The sequence below is a fragment of the Mycoplasma feriruminatoris genome (assembly GCF_000327395.2).
Classification (GTDB): domain Bacteria; phylum Bacillota_I; class Bacilli_A; order Mycoplasmatales; family Mycoplasmataceae; genus Mycoplasma; species Mycoplasma feriruminatoris.
In genome coordinates, this window is record NZ_CP091032.1 from 321,438 (window position 1) to 347,457 (window position 26,020).

At 24.2% G+C, this 26,020-nt stretch carries 16 protein-coding genes; 11 read left to right on the forward strand and 5 right to left on the reverse strand.

The window, feature by feature from the left end:
* Positions 1–153: 153 nt before the first annotated feature.
* Positions 154–1,419, reverse strand: a complete 1,266-nt coding sequence (locus tag D500_RS01465; protein WP_008363308.1) for a DEAD/DEAH box helicase — start codon at positions 1,417–1,419, stop codon at positions 154–156.
* A gap of 26 nt (positions 1,420–1,445) precedes the next feature.
* Positions 1,446–2,432: a restriction endonuclease subunit M gene (locus D500_RS01470; protein WP_195886729.1), complete on the reverse strand. Its 987-nt coding sequence runs from the start codon at positions 2,430–2,432 to the stop codon at positions 1,446–1,448.
* A 222-nt stretch (positions 2,433–2,654) separates the two neighbouring features.
* On the opposite strand from D500_RS01470, the gene D500_RS01475 reads away from it, so the two are divergent.
* Together D500_RS01475 and D500_RS01480 are read left to right on the forward strand one after the other, a co-directional pair.
* Positions 2,655–4,487 (forward strand): AAA family ATPase, encoded by a 1,833-nt coding sequence (locus tag D500_RS01475; protein WP_008363311.1) that lies wholly within the window; start codon positions 2,655–2,657, stop codon positions 4,485–4,487.
* 78 nt (positions 4,488–4,565) lie between these two features.
* On the forward strand, positions 4,566–6,686 hold the full coding sequence (locus D500_RS01480) for a BspA family leucine-rich repeat surface protein (RefSeq protein WP_008363313.1): 2,121 nt from the start codon (positions 4,566–4,568) through the stop codon (positions 6,684–6,686).
* Between the two features lie 145 nt (positions 6,687–6,831).
* On the opposite strand, the gene D500_RS01485 is transcribed toward D500_RS01480, so the two are convergent.
* From D500_RS01485 to D500_RS01495, 3 genes are read right to left on the reverse strand one after another with little or no spacing between them, the layout of a single operon-like run.
* Positions 6,832–7,773, reverse strand: coding sequence for a 1-phosphofructokinase family hexose kinase (locus D500_RS01485; RefSeq protein ID WP_008363316.1), 942 nt, complete (start codon positions 7,771–7,773; stop codon positions 6,832–6,834).
* Positions 7,774–7,788: 15 nt separating this feature from the next.
* The gene (locus D500_RS01490) at positions 7,789–9,690 is read right to left on the reverse strand and encodes a PTS transporter subunit EIIC (protein ID WP_008363318.1); all 1,902 of its coding nucleotides are present in this window, start codon (positions 9,688–9,690) and stop codon (positions 7,789–7,791) included.
* 10 nt (positions 9,691–9,700) lie between these two features.
* Positions 9,701–10,435, reverse strand: a complete 735-nt coding sequence (locus D500_RS01495; protein ID WP_008363319.1) for a DeoR/GlpR family DNA-binding transcription regulator — start codon at positions 10,433–10,435, stop codon at positions 9,701–9,703.
* A 201-nt stretch (positions 10,436–10,636) separates the two neighbouring features.
* Between D500_RS01495 and D500_RS01500 the strand changes: the two genes are divergently transcribed.
* The 9 genes from D500_RS01500 to mip (D500_RS01540) all read left to right on the forward strand — a co-directional run bounded on the left by D500_RS01500 (position 10,637) and on the right by mip (D500_RS01540) (position 25,836).
* Positions 10,637–11,482 carry a class II fructose-bisphosphate aldolase gene (locus tag D500_RS01500; RefSeq protein WP_239759467.1) on the forward strand — a complete coding sequence of 282 codons (846 nt, stop codon included), beginning with the start codon at positions 10,637–10,639 and terminating at the stop codon, positions 11,480–11,482.
* 183 nt (positions 11,483–11,665) lie between these two features.
* The gene (locus D500_RS01505) at positions 11,666–12,631 is read left to right on the forward strand and encodes an ABC-three component system protein (RefSeq protein ID WP_008364068.1); all 966 of its coding nucleotides are present in this window, start codon (positions 11,666–11,668) and stop codon (positions 12,629–12,631) included.
* 2 nt (positions 12,632–12,633) lie between these two features.
* On the forward strand, positions 12,634–12,861 hold the full coding sequence (locus D500_RS01510; RefSeq protein WP_008364071.1) for an ABC-three component system middle component 6: 228 nt from the start codon (positions 12,634–12,636) through the stop codon (positions 12,859–12,861).
* Positions 12,852–14,561 (forward strand): DUF2326 domain-containing protein, encoded by a 1,710-nt coding sequence (locus D500_RS01515; RefSeq protein ID WP_239759469.1) that lies wholly within the window; start codon positions 12,852–12,854, stop codon positions 14,559–14,561. The genes D500_RS01510 and D500_RS01515 overlap by 10 nt, the downstream gene beginning before the upstream one ends.
* Positions 14,562–14,667: 106 nt before the next feature.
* Positions 14,668–15,369 carry a hypothetical protein gene (locus D500_RS01520; RefSeq protein WP_008364076.1) on the forward strand — a complete coding sequence of 234 codons (702 nt, stop codon included), beginning with the start codon at positions 14,668–14,670 and terminating at the stop codon, positions 15,367–15,369.
* A 281-nt stretch (positions 15,370–15,650) separates the two neighbouring features.
* Positions 15,651–17,879 (forward strand): putative immunoglobulin-blocking virulence protein, encoded by a 2,229-nt coding sequence (locus D500_RS01525; RefSeq protein WP_239759471.1) that lies wholly within the window; start codon positions 15,651–15,653, stop codon positions 17,877–17,879.
* Between the two features lie 24 nt (positions 17,880–17,903).
* Positions 17,904–20,549, forward strand: coding sequence for an Ig-specific serine endopeptidase MIP (gene mip, locus D500_RS01530; protein ID WP_239759473.1), 2,646 nt, complete (start codon positions 17,904–17,906; stop codon positions 20,547–20,549).
* Between the two features lie 386 nt (positions 20,550–20,935).
* A complete protein-coding gene (locus tag D500_RS01535; RefSeq protein ID WP_239759474.1) occupies positions 20,936–23,173 on the forward strand; it encodes a putative immunoglobulin-blocking virulence protein in 2,238 nt (745 codons plus the stop codon).
* Positions 23,174–23,199: 26 nt separating this feature from the next.
* Positions 23,200–25,836, forward strand: coding sequence for an Ig-specific serine endopeptidase MIP (mip, locus tag D500_RS01540; protein ID WP_239759476.1), 2,637 nt, complete (start codon positions 23,200–23,202; stop codon positions 25,834–25,836).
* Positions 25,837–26,020 lie beyond the last annotated feature (184 nt).

A 26,020-nucleotide genomic window follows, 5' to 3' on the forward strand; every position in this document is an offset into this window, starting at 1 on the left:
CAATTTGAAATGAACTAAAAACCTCATGTTTTTTTAACAATTCTTCCAAGGCTCTTGCTTCTTTTACTCCTGGTAAAACCCAAAGGGAGTGTCTAAAGGTATCTCTGTACTTTTTAGAAGAAAAGGGATATTTAGTAGATTTATTTTCATTTGTTAGCATATGTAAAAAAAATTTACATCTTTTTCGTGCACAAATTTACCTATTAATGATTTATCAACATCACAATCATCTTTATTTTTGTCCCCGCTTCAAACTCTAAAGAACTCAGAAAAGCTAAACGCTTTATCGTTATCTAAAAAACTCTTGATCTCTGAATAATTTTTTAAATCATATATGTGAATGTTTAATTTAGGAAGATCTGAATAAGGGTTAGAATCCCCAAAATTATTAATTTCTCAATTTCTTTTTGCTTCTTGTTCCTTTATGTAATCTCAAGTTATTGTTTGTTCTTCTGAGATATTATTCATTAACACATAAGGTGTTCCAGAAAGTAATAATGTATACCTTTTATTAATTTTATCAATTACATCTCTTCCTAATTGTGTTGTCGTTCCATCATGTGCTTCATCAACTATTAGGAAATCTCATTCCATATTAAACACGTCATCATTCTTTTTAAAATTCCCCCCAATTTTTTCAGAGCCTCTTAGATCTTGTATTGATGCAAAATATATTTTTTTAAATTTATTATCCTCTAATAAATCTTTATTTTCTTTTGTTAGAAATAAAAAATCTTTTCTGTCATAAAATATTTTATTGTAATCCTCTTGCCATCCACTTTTAACAACAGGTCTGTGTGAAATAATGATAGTATTGATAAATTCTTTTCTTTTAATAACTTCTAGTGCACACAGGGTTTTCCCAAATCTCATTTTTGCGTTTCACAAAATTTTATCATATTTGTTCGGCGATAATTTTTTTGTTGTTTCTTCGATAGTATTCTTTTGTTCTGGTCTAAAAATGATAGGGGATAAATCATTTGTTTTCTCACAATTTTCTAGCACCTTACGTGATTCTTTCACCGCCTTTATAGCATTTTTAACAGTTTCTAAATCTACAATATATCATTCTTTACTTTTCTTATCAAATTTTTTCTTCTTTATACCAGATGCTTCTAAAACTCTGTGAATATCTCTATCTCTAAAAGCATGATTTTTATTATTTATAGCTAACTCTGTATGCAATAATTCATAATCAATGGCTGCTGTTGTTGTATATTGATCAATTCTTTTTTTAGCTGCTTTGTTTAGTGTTTCACAATTAATAAATAAATTATTCCTATCACCTTCATAATTCAGACTTGTTTCACCTATTTTTAGACATCCTTTATGTTTTTTATCATTAATTCTAAATACATAAATTAATTTGTAACTAAAAATGGTTTCAAAATCAAAATCATTATTCTTAATATTTTCCATACTCAATCTCCACCCATCTCCACTTATTATTTTATGTTTCTAAATTCTATAAACTTATTATTGCTCCAGTCCATAACTTTAACATATATTCCATCATGTAAATTTTTACTTTGTCTTGAACAACCATTACATTGAGTTTTTATTATTTTTTCTTCACCAAAAATATCGTGTGAAACTAATTTTGTTATTTTACAACTACCTGGTATAACAAATCTTAAACCATCCATTTGAAATATATTGTATGAGATTATTTCACTCACCCTATATAATAATGGTTCAGCAACATCTTCATTAAATTGATTCTTATAGTAATCAATATAGGAAAATAAAATATTTTGTCTAGCTAAGAACAAATTATCACCCTGTCACTCATAACCATAAATTGATTTTAGTGCTAAAAGACTCAACTCAATTCAATTCTCTTTTGATGTGTAATTTTCATTAATAATTCTAAATTTACGATCTAATAGTCCAATTCTTCTATTGATTGTAATATTTTTTCCAGTGACTGTATCATATCTACTAACTAAGTAAGGCGCTTCTCCACATGTTATTTCTAATCTTTTATCTTTTATGTAATCTAAGTATGTTTTTTCATTAATAAATTTAATTTTTTTATTGTTTACTTTTCAACCATCAGCAAGTTCGAAATTAAAAGCATTTTCATACCCAAATCAGGCATTATCTATGAGGTTATTTTGTTTATTACAAATAAAGCTAGGGGTAAAAACTTCAGCCTTATTTTTTGTTCTTTTTAATTTTTCTATGTGTGTTTTTTCATTTCTGATTGTTATGAAATTTTCTTTTAATAAGTTATCTAAAGATATTTTTGTTTTAAACTTATAACCTAAATTACGGTATGAATCTGTTGCATATATAATATTTTCGTTTGTTGTCCTATCTATTAGAAGATTCTTAAGAATTTGTATGTTATTTTTATAAAATTCTTTTATGTTAAGTTCTTTTTTCTTTATCTTATTAGGCACGCTAACATAGTTACTAATTAATTCCATAAAAACATACACACCCTTCCTTTTTTTATTATACCTAAGTATTTTAAAGTGTCTTATAATAACTATAAAACTACTTAATCTAGTTTTATTTATTAAAATAAATAAATGTTAATCGTATTTTTTGATAAAAATCCACTGTTACATCACAATATTTAAAATAAAGATAAAATTAATATTGTTATTAAATTTACAATATTTTTTATCTTTTTTTACGAGTTTCTAATGAATAAAATTACTTATAACGATCTTACTGATGAACAAAAACAAATGATTGAGCTTGCTAAACAAGGACATAATATTTTAGTTGACGCATGTATTGGTAGTGGAAAAACTACTGCTATTCAAGTTTTGTGTGATGTTCTACCAAATAATTTAAAAATTTTATATCTAACTTTTAATAAATTACTAAAACTAGATGCTAAAAGCAAAATCAAAACTCAAAATACTAAAGTAACTAACTATCACGGTTTTGCTTATGGAGAACTAAAAAAAAGAGGAATTAAAACTTCAGCAGCAGATGCCGTTAAAATATTTTTAGAACATAAAATAGATATAGATAAATATGATGTTTTAATCCTTGATGAGTATCAAGACATAAATACTGAAATTAGTGATATGTTGTGAATTATTAAAGAAAAAAACCCTAATATTCAAATAATAGCAGTTGGTGATTTAGATCAAAAAATTTATGATAATACTACACTTGATGTTTCTAAATTTATAGACAGTTTTATAAAAGATTATAAAAAAGTATATTTCACAAATTCTTTTAGAATGCCAAAAGAGCATGCAAATATGTTAGGTAGTATTTGACATAAGACAATCAATGGTGTTAATGATAAATGCAAAATCTCATATTTAAATAAGAATGAAGTAATAGAATTTTTATCAACACAAGAACCTAAGAATATCTTATGCTTAGGTTCTAGGTATGGAAGTATTAATTATGTATTAAATCAACTAGAGCAAAAATACCCTGATAAGTTTAACAAAAAAACAGTTTATGCAAGTATAAAAGATGATGAGCAAATAACTGAACCAAAAACAACATCAGCTATTTTTACTACATTTGATTCTTCTAAAGGATTAGAAAAACCGATTTGTGTAATTTTTGATTTTGATATTGCTTATTGAACACAAAGATTGAATAAAAAAGATACAAAATACGATATTTTAAGAAATATTTTCTGTGTTGCTGCAAGTAGAGGCAAAAACTCAATAATTTTTGTCAAAAACGATGATGAATTAAACAATTCATTACTAAAAGGAACTGATATTATTGAAAGTAAATATTATGTAAAAAAAGATTTTTTGGAATGTGAAGCAGATACTTATAGAATTTCTGATATGTTCGATCATAAATATGATGAAGATTTAGAAGAATGTTTAGATCTACTAGATATTAAAGAAATTTATTCACAAGATACAACCAAAATCAAAATTAAATCTAATGATGGTCTTATAGATATATCTCCTTGTATTGGTATATACCAAGAAGCTTCATACTTTAAAAAGTATGATATTAAGCAAGAAATTGAACAATTCATTTCAACAGATAGAAACACACAAGCTTTTGCTATGAAGGAGTTCAAAAAATTTATAAAGAAAAGAAATAAAATAGATGATTTAATTTTATATTTTACTTATCTTGATACCGGTCAAATAAGATATATTAACCAAGTTAAAACACCTTTTATTAGTATTGAAGAAGAAAAAGCAATTCATGATAGATTATCTACAGTTTTTAAAAAGCAAGAACAAATTCAAGAACTATGTTATTCAGTTTTAGGGAAATATAAGAATGGTATTACAATCGATATAATTGGTTTTGCTGATGTTATAAAAGATAATACAGTGTATGAGTTAAAGTTTGTTAACGAACTAAAAAGAGCACATTTTTTACAAACTGCTTCTTATATGTTGGCTTTAAAAATACCTAAAGGAATTTTGTGAAATGTAAAAAATAATACTTCTTATCAAATTGCTATAAAAGATGTAGAAGAATTTAAAAAACAGGTATGTAAAACAATAACAAAAAGATTAAATATTGAATAATTCTAACATTACAATATAAAGAAAGTAGCAATAATATATGACAAGGAAAAAAGCAATTTATAATAAAGAACGCACCGAATGTTTACAAATAGGTTATTTTTTAAATGAACAAAACGAGATACAAATTGAGCCTTTTTATGTAAATGTAAAAAAGTACCATCAATATTGCCTAAAGAAATAACAAGTTTAAAAGGTGCTTTTGAGTCAAATACAAATATAAAAATTATTGGATTAGATAAATGAGACACCTCAAATGTAACAGATATGAGTGAAATGTTTTTAAAAGCAAAGTTTTTTAACCAGTCTATAAAAACAAAAAATATTAAGTCTGAGAATGGTATATATACTGCTTGAAATACAAAAAATGTTAAATCAATGAAAGCTATGTTCAAGTGTGCTTTAAGCTTTAATCAAGACATTTCAAACTGAGACACCTCAAATGTAACAGATATGAGTTTTACTTTTTCAAATTACATAGATGTTGAAGATTTTTTTAACAAAGACCGCATGCAAATGAAGTTTAATAAGAAATTAACCACTTGAAATGTGTCAAAAGTAACTAATATGATAGAAATGTTCAAAGGAGCAGAAAATTTTAATCAAGACATTTCAAACTGAGACACTTCAAATGTAACCAATATGGCTGGTATGTTTTCTGGAACAAGAAAATTTAATAAGAATATTTCAAACTGAAATACATCAAGTGTAACTAATATGTCTTATATGTTTTCTGGAGCAAAAGCATTTAATCAAGACATTTCTAACTGAAATACATCAAGTGTAACTAATATGTCGCATATGTTTTCTGGAGCAAAAGCATTTAATCAAGACATTTCAAACTGAAATACATCAAGTGTAACTAATATGTCGCATATGTTTTCTGGAGCAGAAGCATTTAATAAATCTTTGTGTTTCGACACTTCAAATGTAACCAATATGTCTGGTATGTTTTCTTGAGCAGTAAATTTCAACAAACCATTGCTTTTTAATACTTCAAATGTAATTAATATGGAACAAATGTTTTGAAACGCTGAAAAATTTAATCAAGATATTTCAAACTGAGATGTATCAAATGTTAAAAAAATGAGTTATATGTTCTTAGCTGCTCTTAATTTTAATCAAAAATTAGTATTAAATTGTAGTGCTGTTACAAATATGACTAAAATGTTTTGCGGTTGTGAAAAATTAAATAAACCTCTAATTTTAGATACGTCTCGTGTAACTAAGATGGCATATATGTTTTGTAGTGCTAAATCATTCAACCAAGACATTTCAAACTGAAATGTTTCCAAAGTTAAAAATATGTCGTATATGTTTTCTGGGGCAAGCAAATTTAATAAGGACATTTCAAATTGAAATGTTTCAAAAGTTGAAGATATGTCTTATATGTTTTATGAAGCAGAAAGTTTTAAAAAAAATTTGAGCAATTGAAATGTAGAAAAAGTTAGAAAATTCGATTATTTTGCAGAAAAAGCAAATCTAAAATTTACAAGTAATTTACATCCCAAATTTAGTAATGAAGAGTGAGAAGCTAAAAAACTTGAGTACTCACTTAAATATTTGCCATTGCCAGAAGATGAGACTGATGAAGAAGTGCAACAAAATTTTGCTGTTATAGATATAGAAACTAACAAATTAAGAAATGTAATTTCAATTGGAGTTGTTATAGCAAATAGCATAGATTTTTCAATAATTGATAAGAACTATTGAATTATTGAAAATAATTTAAAAGATGAAGGTATGTTTAATAATTTTGTTGATATTTCATCATCAATTTGTATTATGAATTATGTTGAAGTTTACGAACAAGCTATTGAAAAATTAATAGAATTTTTAAATAGTTATAATGTAAAGGATTGATTTTCATATACAAAATTTGATTACAACATTCTAACTGAATTGCATAAAGATTTTAATTACTATGATATATCAGTAATAGCTAAAAATATACATTTAAACGATTCTCTTTCAAAAAGTGCAGATATTAATGTTGATGGTGCACTAAGAAAAAACTATGGTGTTCAAAACATATATAAAGAATTATCTGGAGATTGACTTTATATAGAAAGACATAATGCATTGTTAGATGCAATAGATGAATTAGAAATAATGAGAATGTTAGAACTATCGTATAAAGCTTTTAAAGTAAAAAGAAGAATAAAAAGATATAATGATTGATATAGCAATTTCTTAAAATAGTCTATTTTCAAATTATAAACTATTTTTTTATTATATAAGTACTACTAACATACAATAAAAATCAAAAATCTAATATATATCTAAAACTTTGAATATTATCTTAAACACAACATAATAAAAGAGGCTTATAGCCTCTTTTTATTTATTATTCTATTTCTTTAACTTCTATTTTATCTAAATAAATAGATAGTTCATCAATTAGTTCTTTTGAAGCTATTTTAGGACTAAAAGCAGTTGCACTTCCACAAATTAAAGAAAACTTTAAAGCTTGAACATAATCATTTGTTTGTAGATATTTAGTTATAAAACCACTTATCATACTATCACCAGCTCCAGCAACATTTTCTACTTTATAATCTCAAGTTGGTAAACTAGCTTTATAAACTTTTGTATCAGTAATTAAAATTGCACCATTTTTTCCTAAAGAAACTAAAACATTTTTACAACCTTTGTTTAATAAAATTTTTGCATTATTAATAATATCTTGATCAGTTTTTAACTCTTTATTAAAAGTTAGTTCTAGTTCGTCTTTATTAGGTTTTATTAAAAAAGGCTTTTTATCAACTGCTTTTAATAAAGGTTCTTTAAATGAATCAACAACACTATAAGTTTTTTTTAAATTAGCTAATTCTACTAGTTGAGCATAAATATTTGTATCAGTATTAACTGGTAAACTTCCTGTTAATATTAAAACATCATCTTTTTTTAAAACCTCATTTAAATAAGTTTTTAATTTATCAAGTTCACTAATATTAATTTCTGGAGCATAGCTACTTGATTCTGTTTGACTATCATCAATTATTTTAAGATTAATTCTAATATCACCATTTGCTTTAAATTGTTTATATTTAATATTTTCTTTTTTTAAATCATTATAAAAAAATGTTTCAAAACTACCATTAGTAAATACTAATAATTCATTATCTATATTTAATCTATTTAATAGCATAGATATATGTATTGCTTTACCTGCTGCATACATATATTGATCAGTTGGTCTGTTAGTTTTATTTTTAATAAAGTTATTAAATTTTAAAATATAATCAATTGATGGACTTAAAGAAACGATATAAATTTTATTATGCATTTTTATTCTTTCTAATTAATTTGTAATTAAGTTATAATCAATAACTATTCTATTAATTGCATTATAATACTTAGTTTTAAAACTTTCTAAATTATTATTAGTTAATTTTTCTAATTGATTAATAAAATCACTAATTTTTTTAAAATTTGTTTGAGAATTTTTAATGATTATCTCTTTTTGATTTTTAATTTGATTTTCTAATTTAAGTTTATGTTCAGAAAGTTTTTTAGCTAAAATAACACTTTTAATTTTACTAGTTATGTTATTTTTATCTTCTAATTTTTTTAATTTTTCAACTAGTTTTTCATATTTAATAGTTTGTTTAGAGAATTTTTTAATATCTTTATATAGTAGATCTATATTATTATAAATTTGCGTTATTTCAACTTCTTTTTGATTATTTACAACTTGTTTTTTAATTTTTAATTTTAATAGAATAGTTTGTAATTTAGAATTATAATGACCAGTTTTAATTTTTAACTCTTTAGTAATATTTTTAAATAATAGTTCTTCTGCTTGTTGTTCACTTCAAAATAAATAAGTAATTAAAATACCTAAAATAAATGAAGCTAAATCTATTATAATAGCTAGTACAAGCTTATCAGTATAAGCTAAAAATCCAACGATTCCTCCCAAACCAGCTAAATTATTTAATCCAACATTGAATATAGAAATTAATCAACCACCAATTCCACCTGCAATAGTTCCTAAAATAAATGGTTTAAATCTTGGCAAGTTAATTGCATAAATACAAGATTCAGTAGGCCCTGAAATTATTCCAGGTAATGCTGCAGCAATGGCTGCTGATTTATCTACACTTTTTTTAGATTTAATTGCAACTGCAATAGTTGCTCCCATTTGAGCTCAAGCTGCAGCGAATGCAGCTGCTAAAAATATTGAAGGATTATTAGTTGTTGTTAGATCAGCAACAGCTGTAAAAAATAGTACGTTATGAACTCCTAAAACAACTAGTGGTTGTCAAGTTAAACCAATAATTAAACCACTTATTCCATATGGTAAAGTTACAAATCAATTAAATGCTTTTAATACATATGATTCAATAACTGACATTATTGGGCCAATAACAAAAAATGCTAATAATCCACCAATTAGTAGTGATAAAAGTGGATTTAAAATAAAGTTAGCAACTGAATGAAGATACTTATTCATTAATTTTTGAAAATAAGAAATTACTATTCCAGTAAAAATAAATACCAAAATTGTTGAATAAAATGGTTTTATAACAATTTCTCAAGAACCTATATTTAATAAATGCACTCCTTGCTCTGGAATAATTGGTGAAATCATAATTAACCCTAAAGCAATGGCAATAGCAGTATTTCCTTTTAAATATCTAGTTGTTGATCAAATCACCATTACTCCCAATAATTTAAATCCTGAATTAGCTATTGTATTTAAGACTAAATCAAAAACATTATAGTCTTTTTGAAAAATAGAATTTGAATTAATTGCATGAACCCAACCAATCCTAATTAAAATTTGTTGTAAAGCCATAATTAATCCAAATCCAATTAAAAAAGGAATTAATGGACCAAATATAGCTGAAATTGATTTAATAAATCTTTTAGTAATACCTATTTTTTTATTATTTGTATCTAATGAATTTTTAATTTCAAATCCTTTATTTGCATCTAAATTAACTTGTAATTGTTCTTTTAAAAGATTAGTTATTTGACTAACTTCTGAACCTATAATTATTTGTAATTCACCACTAGAAATTAAACAACCCTGAGTTCCTTTTAAAGTTTTTAGATTATCTAATTGAATCAAATTTTGATCATAAAGTGTTAGTCTTAATCTTGTTGCGCAATTATAAACATCTTTAATATTTTGTTTACCACCAACATTTTCAAAAATTTCATTAATTAATGTTAGTTGTTTTTGTTGTTTTGTCATAAAGATCCTTTTATTCAAGGTTTATAATTAGTCCTTTATATTCATCTGTATGCTTATCACTTATTAAAATAGTTTCTTTTAAAACATCTACTTTAATTACATTTTTATTCCCAAATTTAGAAGAATCCATTAATATAAAAGATTTATCAGAATTTTTAATAGCTTTTTCTTTTATTAATGCTTCTTTAATATTAGTTGTATAAAAATGTTGTGATGATAAATTATTCATTCCTATAAAAACCTTATCAAAGTAAAAATTATCTAAGTTTTTCAGAGCAAGTTCTCCAATTGTTGCATGAGTAGAAGGATTAATAGATCCACCTAATAAAATTACTTCTATATCTTGTTCAATTAATTCTAAAGCTATTGAATATCCGTTAGTTACAACAATTATCTTTTTATTAATTAAATACTTTATCATTTGTTTTGTTGTTGTTCCAGTATCTAAAAAAATTAGATCACCATCACTAACATATTCACTAGCTTTTTTTGCAATAAGATCTTTTGTATTAATATTTATATGTTGTTTTTCTTCATCAAATAATTCATAACGTTTTGTTTGTGGATGTATAGATTTGGCTCCACCATACACTTTATAAAGTTTTTGTTCTTTATCTAGTTCTGAAATATCGTTAATAATAGTTTGAATAGTAGAAGACAGTAGTTTTGAAAGTTGTTTATTAGTAACAAAGTCTTTTTCATTTACAATTTCTAGAATTTTTTGTCTTCTTTCATCTTTTAACATTGTTCTTGCTCCTTACTTTTATTTTATAGTCTATTTTAAAAAAGTTTAAAAAAGTTTAAAATAATTTAAAAGATATTGTAAAATTTTAATAGATATAAATTACTTTTTTTGTTATATCTTTATCTTAATTAAACAAAATTATTACTTTATTAAAACGATTTTTATAATTTATTATTAAATAAATTATTTTAAAGGATTATTATGAAAGCTAGTTTAAAAGAACAATTATTAAAAGCTAGAAATAACGGTTATGCAATTGGTGCTTTTAATTTTGATAATATTGAAATGTTAAAAGCAATAGTTGAATCAGCTGAAGAGTTAAACTCACCAATAATTGCAATGGTTACACAATCTGCTGCTAAATATATAGGAAAAGAAATAGTTATTGCTAGTAGTAATGCGATTATTAATAATGCTAAAGTTCCTATAGTCTTACATTGAGATCACGGTTATGATATGGATTTAATTAAATGAGCTTGTGATAATAACTTTTCATCAGTTATGTTAGATGCTTCGTTAGATGATTTTAATACTAATGTAAATAAGACTATAGAAATAGTTAAGTATGCTAGATCTAAAAATGTAGAAGTTGAATCTGAAATTGGTCATGTTGGTGGTAAAGAAGATGATATGGATTCAAACATAAATAGATATACTAGTGTTGATGATGCTATTAAGTTTAATGAACTAACAAAAGTTGATGCTTTAGCAATAGCAATTGGAACAAACCATGGAGTTTTTAAAAGCTCACCTAATTTGAATTTTGATCGTATAAAACAAATAAGAAATGCAATCAATACACCTTTAGTTTTACACGGTTCAAGTGGTCTATGTGAAAATGATTTAAAAAAAGCAATAAAAGCTGGTATTTGTAAAATAAACATTGGAACTGATTTAAAACTAGCTTATGCTAATAGTTTAAAACAATGATTTAAGGATAATCCAAATGATTATGATGCTAGAAAATTTAATCGTTTTGCAATTGATGAAATGAAAAAAGTAATTAAAGATAAGCTTGAAATTATAGGGTCAATTAATAAAGCTTAGTTATGAGAACCTAAACTAATATTTTGAATAATCTACTAATCATAGTTAAAAAGATGTAAAATGGTTAGAATTTGTTATATTAACATGTTCTAACTATTTTTTTATTTTGTATTTTATTAAAATAATTAATATAGTAATAATATTTTTTAACTTTAAAATAAAAATTTTTATAGGAGTTGTTAGATGCAAACAAAAAATTACATTGACAACATAATTATTAAATTACAAAAAATACAAGATGAAATAAAAGCGTTAAATAGTGCTAATCTTTATGATATTAATAAAATTGCTGAAAATGTTTTAGCAGAAATTCTTAATATCATTTATGATTGGTCTTTAATAAATGCAAATTCAATTCAAAATAATATGTCTGGTTTTGATTTAATTGATTATAAAAATAAGATTTTAATTCAAGTTTCAACAACCTTTACAAAAGAAAAATTACAAAGTTCTTTAAATAAAGAAATATATAAAGATTATCAAGGTTACAATTTTAAGTTTTTATCACTTATTAAAAATACTAAAAATAATTGAAATATTATTAATCCTTATAATCTGATTTTTGATTTAAAAAATGATTTAATTGATTTTGAAATTCTTTCTAATAAAATTTCATTCTTAAAACTTGATAAATTAGAAAAATTATCAAACCTTTTAGATAAAGAACTAAATGATAATTCTCTTATGCAATATAAAAACTTTAGTGTTTCAATACTTGCTGATATTATTAATGAATTATCAAAAATTAATTTACGAAAAACTAAAGTTAGTATTCCTGAACCTATAGTTTTTAAAATACAAGACAAAATAAATAATAATGATTTTAAAAGAACTAAAGATACAATAAATGAATATTGAGTATTTAGTTCAATAATTACTAGTATTTATGATCAATTTGATAAACAAGCTAATAATAAAAGTTTTGCAGTTTTACAAAACATTAGACAAATATATCAAGATCAAGATGTGCAAAATAAGTACACTTCAGATGAAATTTATAATAACTGTAAAAATGAGTTAATATCTTTTATAAAAAATAGCACAAATTTAAAAGTTTTAGAGATTGAAAGTCTATCATTATACATTGATATAATATTAGTAGATGCTTTTATGAGATGTAAGATATTTAAGGGAATGGAGATTGTTTAATTATGTTAATACCAGATAATGTTCAACCAAAATTAACTGTTTATTATAATGCATCTTTAGTTTTAAAAGTGTTGTATGAACAAAATAATCTAGATATGGTTGATTTGTATGCTAATATAAAAAAAATAGATAATATTCCTTTTAATCTTTTTTTATTATCTTTAGATTGATTATATTTAACTGACAAAATTGATATAAATGATCAAGGAGTAGTTCATTTATGTTTATAAAAAGTTTAAAAATTTCTAAACAAAACGAGATTATAAGAAATTTAGAATTTAAAAAAGGTTTAAATTTAATTGTTGATAACACTTCTAGTGATGATTTAACTAAAACTGGTAATAACATAGGAAAAACTACAGTATTAAAACTAATTAGTTTTTGTTTAGCTGGTGATTCTAAAGATATTTATAAAACAAATGAAAGTAAAGATATAAATGATCCTGTTAAAGACTTTTTAGTAGATAATAAAGTTCTAATTACACTAGAATTAATTGAAAATATAGATAATCCATTTTCTAAAAAAATAGTTATTCAAAGAAATTTTTTAAAACAAAAAGAACAAATAATTAGAGTTAATAATAAAGATCTTAAAAACAGAAAAGAATTAACAAAAGAATTATTAAATATTATTTTCCCAAAACACAAATCAAAAAAACCTTCATTTAGACAAATTATTTCTCATAACTTAAGATATAATGATCAAAGTATTAATAATACTTTAAAAACTCTTCCAAATGCAAAAGATTCTCAGTATGAAATTTTAAATTTATTTTTATTTGGATTTAGTTTTTTAAAATCAGAAGAAGTTTTAAATCTTCAAGAACAGTTAAAACTAGAATATGATCATTTAAAAAAACTATTATCAAACAATCTAAATAAAGAAATCCTTGAACAAACTTTAGAAATAATTAAAAAAGAAATTAATGAGTTAAATAAGAAAAAAGAAACACTAAATATCAATGAAGATTTTAAAGAAAATTTAGATTCTTTTAATGAAATTAAACATCAAATTTCTGTTGTTTCAAGTAAAATTGCTTTATTAGAAATCAGAAAAAATACTATTAATGAATTTGTAGAAAAAATGAATTCTAATAGAAATTCTGTTGATCTAAAACAATTAGAATTAATTTTTAATCAAACTAATTTATTTATTCCAAAATTACATAAAACTTTTGATCAGCTAGTTGATTTTCATAATAAAATGCTAGATGAAAAAATCGCTTTTGCTAATAAAGAACTACCAGATGTTATTCAAAAACTAGTAACTTTTCAAAATCAACTAAATGATTTATTAAAAGTAGAAAAAGAATTAAGTGTTAAACTTTCAAAAGATGATACGTTTAAAGAATTAGATAAAATTATTGGTCAATTAAATGAAAAACATTATCAAAAAGGAGAATTTGAAACTAAGTTAAATCAGATTAATGACTCTGAAAAACTTATTTTAGATTTAGAACAAAAAATTAAAACACTAACTAATGAACTATATTCAGAAGAGTTTGAAGAACAAGTAAAAAATAGAGTTAAAGCTTTTAATACTTATTTTGTAAAAATGTCTCAGCTTTTATATAAAGAATGATATTCAATATCAGTTAACAAAAAAAATGAAAAAAATAAACCTATTTATCAATTTAGTTTAGCTGTATTAAATAATAGCTCTGGTAAAAAACAAGGTGAGATTATTTGTTATGATCTTGCTTATATACAATTTGCTGATCATTTTAATATTGATTGTTTACACTTTTTATTAAATGATAAAAAAGAATTAATGTCTGATAATCAATTATCTTTAATTAGCGATTATTTAGTAAATAGCAATGCTCAATTAATTATTTCAATGTTAAAAGATAAAATTCCTAGTGATGTATTTAAAAATTCTCATGTAGTTTTAGAACTTTCTCAAGAAGATAAATTATTTAAATTTTAATAATATTTTATTTACATATTAGAATCAAAAAATAAGCTTTTAAGCTTATTTTTTATAGTCTAACTTTTTAAATATATTACTATAATTATCTTATTTAAGGATTAGTATGAAAGAAATTAGATCAATTAGTTTATATGATATATTAAAATATTTCAGTTTAGTTGAACTTGATGAGTTTCAAAGTTCAAATGAGTATAAAAACACTACTAGTAAAGAAAAAGAACTGTTAGAAAATATTAAAAATGAAATTTTGAACAATCCTAAAGCTAATCTAAAAAAGCTTTTGGATAAATTAGATATATACAAATCAAATAATGATAACCTACTTGATCTAATTACTATAACAGAACAAAAATATTTGATAGGCTCAGATTTAATAGAAGACATTATTAAAAGGTATAAGATAAAAGATGGTATTATCAATACTGATAAATATACTAAAAAATCAACTCAGAGACATTTAAATTTTATATATCTAGTTATTCAAGATAAAATTTGCAATTTTTTATATGAATGTGAAAATGAATACGAACCATATGTAAATGATAATTTTTTAAACGCATTAAAAGAAATGCTTGATTTTACTAATTTTCATGAATTAATAAATTATATAGATAAAAGTTATAAGGAATTTAAACAAATTAGTAATAGTAGCAAAATTGGTTTTAAAAATAAAACTGAACAAAGAGGGTTTATCAATTTTTATATAATGACTACTCTTTTTTATTGTCAAATAAACATATTTGCAGATTATTTTGGTTGTTTTGATTTTAGTTATTTAACTTTATTTGCAAATAATAAAAAATAAAATGATTTAAAAGAAATTATTAAAAAATATAAAACGAGTTGAGAATATTTTATTTTTAATAATTTAGTTAAAGTAGAGATTATTTAGTTCTATATTTTTTACTTGTATGAAAAATTTTGAAATTTAAGTAGTTATTTGTAAAAAACTTGACAAGCTAATTTACTACTATATAAATATAAGAAAAGAAATTAACCTTATAGAAATATTGTTCTTAAAGTGTATTTCTTTAGTAATATATAATAATTTAGTACAAGAATATTTTTTGTGTTTTTAGGAGAAATATGAACTTATTAAAAAAGAAGAAAAATAAAATACTAGCATTTGCGATTATAGCTGGGTTAATGACTTCAGTAAGTTTGGGATCAACTGTTTTTTATTCAATAGCTGATAATTCTTTAGCAAGAGATGTTGATTCAACTAGTATAGTTGATGCTAACTTAGTTCCAATTAATGATATTGTTTCTCCTGATTCAATAAGATCAAATAGAGATAATAATATTAAAAAACTTGAAGGTAAAGACTTAAAACCAACTGTCAAAGATGAAGAAAAAAGAATTATAATTCCAGATAAAAAAGAAGAAAAACCAGAGACCGCAATTCCTGATACTAGTCATTCAACTCCATCACCACAAAATAAACCTAGAACTGAAACTAAAGTTAGAACTACTAGAAAAATTAACATAGCAGGAGCTGAAGTTGAAGCTGAAGTTGAAGGATATCCAGGTTTTAATGTTCTAGCTTATGATCAAGAAAGAAGAATTTCAAATCCAAATCCTTATACTAACATAACTGTTTCAAAGATCTTAAATGTTCAAGTTACTGAAGAGCTAAAAACAAATGTTGTTAATAATGCTTTGGGTGAAAAGGATGGGAAAGGTACTGGATTATTTAATAATACTTTTTTTAATGTAGCAACACGAGAACTAGAATCAAAAGAAAATTTAAGTACTATTACTGAAACTCTTAGAATGCAACACGGATATCAAGATTTTATACAACGTTATATTAAATTATTAGATTCACCTAATGTTGAAAAATTTTTAAAAGAAGATGCAAAAAAAGAATATCCATCTAAAAAAGCCAGTTTATCTAAAGATGAACTACGTGTTTGATTAATTTTAAATTTAGATAAAACTAAATTTACTAAAATGGCTTCTAAATCTGAAGCTTATTTAAAACAAGGTTTAACAATTGATCCTAGAAATGCATTTATTAATGAAGATGGCGAAATTGATTCTTATGGTTGAAATGTTCCTGATGAATTTAATACAGTAACTAGTCGTATGCAAAGAGATAATTCTACTAGAAGAGTATTTGGATACAATCAATGATATAGTAGATCATCTGATGATATACAAAATGGAAATTATCCAGGATGAGAAAAAGAAGAAGTGAATTTAGAAAGTGATCAAACTTTTAAAGCATATGGTATTAAAAACGATGAAGGATTTAAAATAACAAGATTAAAAAGAAAAGACAAGGTTGATACAAGTAAAGGTCAAATTAATGAAGGTATTGTTGTTGAAATTGATGCTTCTAATCCAAAAGGATATGAAAAATTAAAATCAGTAATAGAACAATTTAAATCAAAAGGCCAAGAAATTACTTCATATAGAATTAAAAATATGGGTGCTAATGATAGTGGTCAAAAATTTGGTGAAATTTTAGCTGCATTACCAGATAAATTACCACAATTAGAACTATTTTTCTCTGATAGAGATCCAAATACAGCAAGTTTAATCCATCTAGAAAATAAAAAAATTAAAGAACTATCTTTATATACTGATGGAAACTCATTAAAACGAGCTTGATCATTTAATCCATTATCATTTAGAAATACTGAATGAATTAATACTATTGATTATAATGTTAGTGCACAATATGGTAGAGGGCAAAAAATATATACAAGAGTCACTTTTAATACTTTAGCATTTGATGAAAAAGATTATGAAGATGGAAAATTACAAAGAATAAATGATGGTTTAAGAATGGCATATTATGCTAGAAATAATGAACCAATTTTTCAAGGTGGTCATGGTGCAGGATTAGATCCTGATACTAAATTAGGTGATAATAGTTATCCAACTGGACTAGATTTTTCAAGAGTTACTCAAATTAAATCATTAAAAGGATTAATATTTAATGATACTCAAAATGCAGGAAACGGGTCTAGAAATATTACTGAGTTAACTTTATATAATAATGGAGAAGTTTTTGAAATTTCAGCTGATGAATTAAATAATGCAAATATGCAACATTTATCAACTGGAGGTAGTCCAATTCCACCAAAACTATATTTTAGTAATGGTTATGCTACTCAAAAAATGAGAATTACAGGAAACGGATTAACTGATATAGGTCTTGAAAACTTATCTAAGTACTTTGCTTATAATGACGCATTTAAAGAAAAGAAAACTATTCAAGTAGATTCAAACAATTCAGAACTAGCAAATAAACTAAAAAGTTATGGATATAATGTTGAAAATGCTACAAACACAATTATTACATAATTAGTAGAGGAGTTTTTATAATATATGATTAAGAAATTATTAGTTTCGCTTGGTTCTATTAGTTTAATCTCTACTAGTATATTAGTAGTTGCTTGTGGAAATAAATTAGGTAAAGATGATAATAAACCTTTAAGTAACTCTGCTTTTGCTAACCTAATAAATAAAATAAATAACTCAGATGATTTAGAAAAATTGGCTGATTTATCTTTTAATTTAGGTAATAGAAAAGTTAATAAGAATGAGATCCTGCCATCATTACTGGAAAATAATTCTAAAATACTATCAGTTATTTTTAAAGGAAGTAATAAAAATAAGATTATTGTAACTGTTAATAATGTAAGTACACAAAAAGGCGAAAATAGTAATATTTCAAATATTCAAGGTGTTGCTGATGTTTCTCTAACTTTTACTAACAGACACACTAATAAATCTATAGATAGAAGAATTACCTTTACAGGTTTACAAAAAAATGGTGGAGCTGATGAGCATGGAAGAATTATAGGAAATCAGTTTGCCTATTTTGGTGGTGAAAAAGGTTTTCAAGAATATCTAAAATTAGATTTATTAAAAAGATTTGATTATGATAATGAGAGATATATGAATATCTTAAAAAGTTCATTAAATGTTGACTCAAAAAATAAGGTAGAAGATATTAAAAAAATACGTGATATTGATATAACAGAAGAACAAATCAAAACCTTTAATGAGAAGGCTAAAGCTGTTAGTTTTGATGAATACTATAATGCTGCTTTAAAAGGATTTACTGTACCTGTTTATGAAAATAATAGTAGTGAAGTTAAGCTAAAAGTAAATGATGGACCAGAAACTGGAAAAGGCTCTTCAGTTATTGATTCGATTGGAAGAGATCCAAATCGAACTAATGGATTAGCTAGAACTATTACAAATGAAACTTATAAAAATATTGCTACTCAAACTTTTCAAGTAACTTTTAGTTCTCCTAATAAATATGAAGAAGAAATATCTGAAGCTGAAGAATTTATTCAAAAAATTAGTTCGTGAAGCAAAGAACAATTTGAAGCTTATATGGCTATTCAAATTAGAACTCTAGAAACCAATTTTAATTATCAAAATTCTGAAATTGAAAGAGAAATTAAAAATAGTGATGTAAATCTGTACGCTGGTCATATTGATAAGTTAAAAGAAAACCAAAAGCAATTAAAGGAAAAATTTGAAAAAGAAAAAGCAGAATTACAGGCTTATAATCAAGAAAAATTAAAAAAATGACAGCAAGATGAAATAGATAAGTACAAGAAAAAAGCAAAAGATGAAGATGGTAAAACATTTAGACCAACTAGTGGTACTATGTGAATACTAGATCATCAAGTTTCATCTAATGGAACTGGTTCTAATAAATTCTATTTTGGAACTAATTCACACGTTGCTAAAGCTATAACTGATAAATTATCATCAATGTCATTAACACGAATTGATAAGAGTGTGGGTGTTGGACAAACATTAAAATTAAATTCATTAGATCCTAATTTTAAAACTTTCCATTTTTCAGATAATTTAAAAGAAGCAATTGATGTAATTTTTCATGCAACTGATTTTATAGAAGAAGACCAAAGACCTACTGAATTTCTAGAATCTAAGCAAAAGGAAAAATTTAAAAAAACTGGAATATATGCAGATTTTGCAGTAGTTGAAATTGACTTTGATAAGTTATTAAAAACATATAAAGAAAGTAATGGAAATACATCAAATAATAATTTCTGAGTTCAAAAGCAAGGACAACCTATAACTGATACCTATAAAGGTAAAGATATTAAAGAAATAGTATCGGATATAACAAATGATTATGCGAGTTTAGATGAAAGCAAAAAAGTTAAATTCAAATCTACTTCATATTTAGAAAAAGAGCAATATCCAACAATTGAACGTATGATATCTTTTGATCCAAATAATAAAACTGATTTAGATAAATTTAATAATTTAGAAAGTCTATATATACTAGGTTATCCGTCTGCTAAAGATGATTATTATTTTGATAAATATGAAGATCAAAATCAAGAAGCAATTAAGAAACTTGACTTCTCATTATGAACTAATAGCGATCAAAGGTACTATAATCAAGCTGCAAGAAAAGAAGGGTATCCACAAAAATATCCAGATTATTTACTAGATAAAGGTGAATTTTTATCATATCAAATAGGATATAGATCATTTATAGACAAACCTGGATTAACTGATGCATTTATAGCTTCAAGTAGAGTTGGAAATAAACTATACAAATTAAATGGTAAAGAATATTTCCAATATGGATTACAAATAATGCCTAGATTTTATGCACCAAGTGGTGGAGCTAGTGGTTCTAGTGTTAGAAATAATAAAAATGAATTAATTGGAGTTTTCCATGTTGCCAATGGTTCAGCTAAAACTGGATTAGCTACAGTATTTAGATCACCAGGTTATAACTATCAAGGATTATTTGGAAAGTATAATTTAGTTGAGTATGATTTAATTTATGGTGGAGCAAAACATCAAATTAATTCTTATAGATATTCTTTATATAGAAAATATAGAGATAAGCCCGATTTTAAAACAGCATTGTTTGAAAAAGGTTTAGATAGACAAAAAGGAATTCCAGATAAATTTAAGTTTAAAGAAACTAATTTTTCTAAGGAACATGATAAATATTTTAAAAGATAAATAGATTATTTTACAAATTATAAGTTCATTTGCTTAATAAGTAATTGAACTTTTTTAGTATAGAAAGAGAAATTTTTAATAAAAAGTTGTCTTTTTTGTTCTAAACATATTAATGAAATAAAACAATAATATACAAGTCACATAAATTTGATCATATTGTTTTTATAAATACAAAAATTAGTTTTATTTGATTTCTAGTTCTAGTTATATAGTTCTAACTATTACATTAATATTAAATTTATATAGTTATTTAATAAAAAATCATTCTAATTGAAAATATTCAAGAATTAAATATGTGCATAAATAGATTTTCAGATATTATTTTTTTATTTTTTAAAAATTACTATAAAATAATTTAGCATATTATTCTTTTTTTGGAGGAATTCATGAATTTATTAAAAAAGAAGAAAAATAAAATACTAGCATTTGCAATTTTAGCTGGATTGATGACTTCAGCTAGTTTAGGATCAACTGTTTTTTATTCAATAGCTGATAATTCTTTGGCAAAAGATGTTGATTCAACTGGTATAGTTGATGCTAACTTAGTTCCAATTAATGATGTTATTTCTCCAGATTCAATAAGATCAAATAGAGATAATAATATTAAAAAACTTGAAGGTAAAGACTTAAAACCAACTATTGAAGATGATAAAAAAAGAATTATAATTCCAGATAAAAAAGAAGAAAAACCTCAACCAGCAATTCCTGAAGTAAATCATTCAACATCAACTCCAATCGATAAACCACGTGTTGAGAATAAAGTTAGAAAAACTACAAAAATTAAAATTGCTGGAACTGAAGTTGAAGCAGAAGTTGAAGGATATCCTGGTTTTACAGTTCACGCATATGATCAATCAAGAAGAATATCTAATCCAAAACCTTATACTAATCAAATAGTTTCAAAAATTTTAAATGTTGAAGTTACTGAAGATTTAAAGAAAAATGTTATTAGTAGAGCTTTAGGAAGTGATGAAGGTAAGGGAGAAGGTTTATTTGATAATACTTTATTTAATGTTGCAGCAAGAGAATTAGAATCAAATGAAACACTTACAACTATTACTCAAACAGCTAAAATGCAATATGGATGACAAAGTTTTATTGAACGTTATATTAAATTATTAGATTCAGGTAATGTTGAAAAGTTTTTAACAGATAAAGCTAGAGCTCAATATCCAGAAATGAAATCTAAACTACCAAAAGATGAATTACGTGTTTGATTAATTTTAAATTTAGATAAAACTAAATTTACTAAAATGGCCTCTAGATCCGAAGCTTATTTAAAAGAAGGTTTAACAATTGATCCTAGAAATGCATTTATTAATGAGAATGGTGAAATTGATTCTTATGGTTGAAATGTTCCTGATGAATATAATACAGTAACTAGTCGTATGCAAAGAGATAATTCTGAAAGAAGAGTATTTGGATATAATAGCTATCATAGTAGAACTTCTTATGATATTGAAAATGGAAGTTATGAAGGCTGAAATGCAACTAAAGTAGATCTAAAAAATGATCCTGTATTTAAAGAATATAATATTGATGAAGATGCAGGAATTAAAATCACTAAATTAGAAAGACAAAATAAAGTTGAAGAAAAAAATGGTCTTATTAATCAAGGTGTAGTCGTTGAAATAGATGCTTCTAATACTAAAGGATATAATAGATTAGAAAGTTTAATTAAAGAATTCCAATCAAAAGGTCAAAAAATTACTTCTTATAGAATTAAAAATATGGGTGAAAAAGATAGTGCACAAGCATTTGGAAAAATTTTAGCAGCACTACCAACAGAACTACCACAACTAGAACTATTTTTCTCTGATAGAGATCCAAATACTGCTAGTTTAATTAATTTAGAAGATAAAAAAATTAAAGAACTATCTTTATATACTAACGGAAATTCATTAAAACAAGCTTGATCATTTAACCCACTGTCATTTAGAAATACTGAGTGAATTAATACAATTGATTATAATGTAAGTTCTGAGTATGGAAGAAATGCTAAAATTTATACAAGAGTGACATTCAACACTTTAGCATTTGATGAAAAAGACTATAACAATGGTGATTTACAAAGAATAAATGATGGTTTAAGAATGGCATATTATGCTAGAAATAATGAACCAATTTTTCAAGGTGGATTTGGTCCTGGTTTAAGTCCTGATACTAAATTAGGAGATAATAGTTATCCATCTGGTTTAGATTTTTCAAGAGTTACAAAAATCAAATCATTAAAAGGATTAGTATTTAATGATACTCAAAATCCAAGTAATGGATCAAGAAAAATTACAGAATTAACTTTATTTAATGATAAAGATTACTTTGAAATTTCACTTGATGAATTAAGTAAAGCAAATATGGAACATCTTTCAACTGGTGGAAGTCCAGTGCCACCAAAACTTTACTTTAGTAATAGATCAACTACTACAAAAATGAGAATTAAAGCAAACGGAAGTTCTCAGTTAGATCAGTCAGTAATAAATAATTTAAATAGTTACTTTTCTTATAATGAAGCATTAAAATCAAGTAAAACTATACAACTAGATGATGCAAATTCACCTTTAGCTCAAAGTTTAAAAAATTTAGGGTATAACATAGAAACTTCATCAAATAACATAATTACTTAGTTGGATTTAGAAAGGCAATTAATTGTATGCTTAAAAAATTATTAACTATACTTAGTTCAGCTACATTACTTTCTTCTAGTTTATTAATAGTTTCATGTAGTAATAAACTAGGTAAAAGTAGTAATAATAGATTTTTAACTGAACAAGAGTTTAATAAAATAATAGATAGCATTAATGATTCTAATGACTTAGAAAAATTAGCAGAATTATCTTTTAATAATGGTAGAAATAAAAAAGATCAAATATTACCTTCTGCTTTACAAGATAATTCTTCTATATTATCTGTTAAATTTAAAGGTGATTATAAAGATAAAATTAAAGTAACTGTTAATAACGTTTCTACAATTAGTGGTCAAAATTTAAACTTATCTAATACTCAAGGAACTGCTGAAGTTTCATTAACTTTTACTAATGTTTCTAATGGAAAATATTTAACTAAAAAAATAATGCTTTCTGGTTTGCAAAGAAATGGTGGAGCAGATCAACATGGAAGAATTGTTGGTAATCAATATGCATATTTTGGTCCAGGTGATGGATTTGAAAAGTATTTAAAAATGGATCTTCAACAACGTTTTGATTTTGATAATAAAAAATATATAGAGATTTTAGAAAGAACTCTACAAGCTGATAATAAAAACAAACTTGACACTATTAAAAAACAAAGAGGAATCACTATTAAGGATTCTGATATAGAAAAATTTGATAAATTAGCTAAAGATGTCAAATTTGATAGTTATTATAATGCTGCATTAAAAGGATTTACATTACCAGTTTATAGTGATAACGGAGAAGTTCAAGGTTTAAAAGTTCTAGATGCTCCAGAAATAGGAAAAGGTCCTTCTATTATTGATTCACTTGGAAGAAATCCTCATAGAACTAATGGTTTAGCCAGAACTATTCCAAATGAAATATACAAAAATATAGCTACTCAAACATTTCAAGTAAGTTTTAGATCTCCTAATCTATATGAAGATGAAATTGAAGAAGCAACAGAATTTATTACAAAAATACGTAGTTGATCTGATGAGGAATTTAAATCTTATATGGCTATTCAAATTAGAAATTTAGAAATTGAATTTAATTATCAAAATGATCAAATAGACATAGAATTAAAAAGTACTAAAGAAGAACAATATCCTGGTCATATTAAACAATTAAATGATAAAAAAGAAGAATTAAAGAAGAAATTTGATGAGGACAAAAAGAAATTAGAAGGTTATAAGAAAGACGATTTAACAAAGTGACAAGAAAAGGAAATTGAAAATTATAAAGAAAAGGCAAAAGATCAACAAAACATATCTTATAAACCTATTAGTGGGACTATGTGAATTTTAGACCATCAATTGCCAACCAATGGTAATAATTCTAATAAATTTTATTTTGGAACTAATTCACACGTTGCTAAAGCTATAACTGATAAACTATCATCAATGTCACTAACTAGAATAGATAAAAATGTTGGTGTAGGACAAACACTAAGATTAAATGCTTTAGACCCTAATTTTAAAACTTTCCATTTTTCAAATTTTAATAAGGATGCTGTTAATGTAATATTTCATGCCACTAACTTTATTAAAAAAGAACAAAGACCTACTGAATTTTTAGAGCCTAGCCAAAAAGCAAAATTTAAAGATACTGGAATATATGCTGATTTTGCAGTAATTGAAATTGACTTTGACAAACTTTTAAGCAAATATAGTAGTGGTTTAGAAACAACTAATAGTGATTTTTGGATTGAGAGCGAACAAAAACCTATTACAGAAAAATATAAAAATAAGAAAATAAAAGATTTAGTAACAGAAATTACTAATGGTTATGCAGATTTAAATGATAAGGATAAGGTCAAATTCAAATCATCATCTTATTTAGAAAACAATAACTATGATTCAATTAATCGTATAATTTCACTAAATCCAGATAATCAAGAAGAACTAAAAAAATTTAAGGAATTAGAAAGTTTGTTTGTTTTAGGTTATCCTTCTGCTAAAGATGATTATTACTTTAAAAAATATGAAGATGAAAACCAAGAATTAATTAAAAAAGACAACTTTTCATTATGAACAAATAGTGATCAAAGATATTATGAACAAGTTTCTAGAAAAGAAGGATATCCATCTAAATTTCCAGAATATGTATTAAATAAAGGTGAGTTTCTATCTTATCAAATAGGATATAGATCATTTATAGATAAACCTGGATTAACTGATGCGTTTTTAGCTTCAAGTAGAGTTGGAAATAAGTTATACAAATTAAAAGGTAAAGAGTATTTCCAATATGGATTACAAATAATGCCTAGATTTTATGCACCAAGTGGTGGAGCTAGTGGATCTAGTGTTAGAAATAATAAAAATGAATTAATTGGAGTATTTCATGCTGCTAATAACTCTGCAAAAACTGGTTTAGCTGCTGTGTTTAGATCGCCAGGATATGATTATAAAAAACTATTTGGTGATTATAATTTAGTTGAATATGATTTAATTTATGGTGGAGCTAAGCATCAAGTTAATTCATATAGATTCGAGTTGTTTAAAAAATATAAAAATGATTCAAACTTTAAAACAGCATTATTTAGCAAAGGATTAACTAGAGAGTTAGGTATCCCTCAAGAATTTAAATTTAAAGAAAATAACTTTAATGAAAATCATGAAAGTTACAACAAGTAATTTAGGTAAAATTATATTTTAAGAAAAAGTTCAAATACAAACTATTTGAACTTTTTGTTTTAATTGAATAATAAAAAAAAAAAAAAAAAACTGTATTGTTGTGTGGTAAAATTTTTTGTGATAAATTCGTGGATTATATATAAATTTTTGAAAATATAATTCAACATATTAAATTTAAATAAAA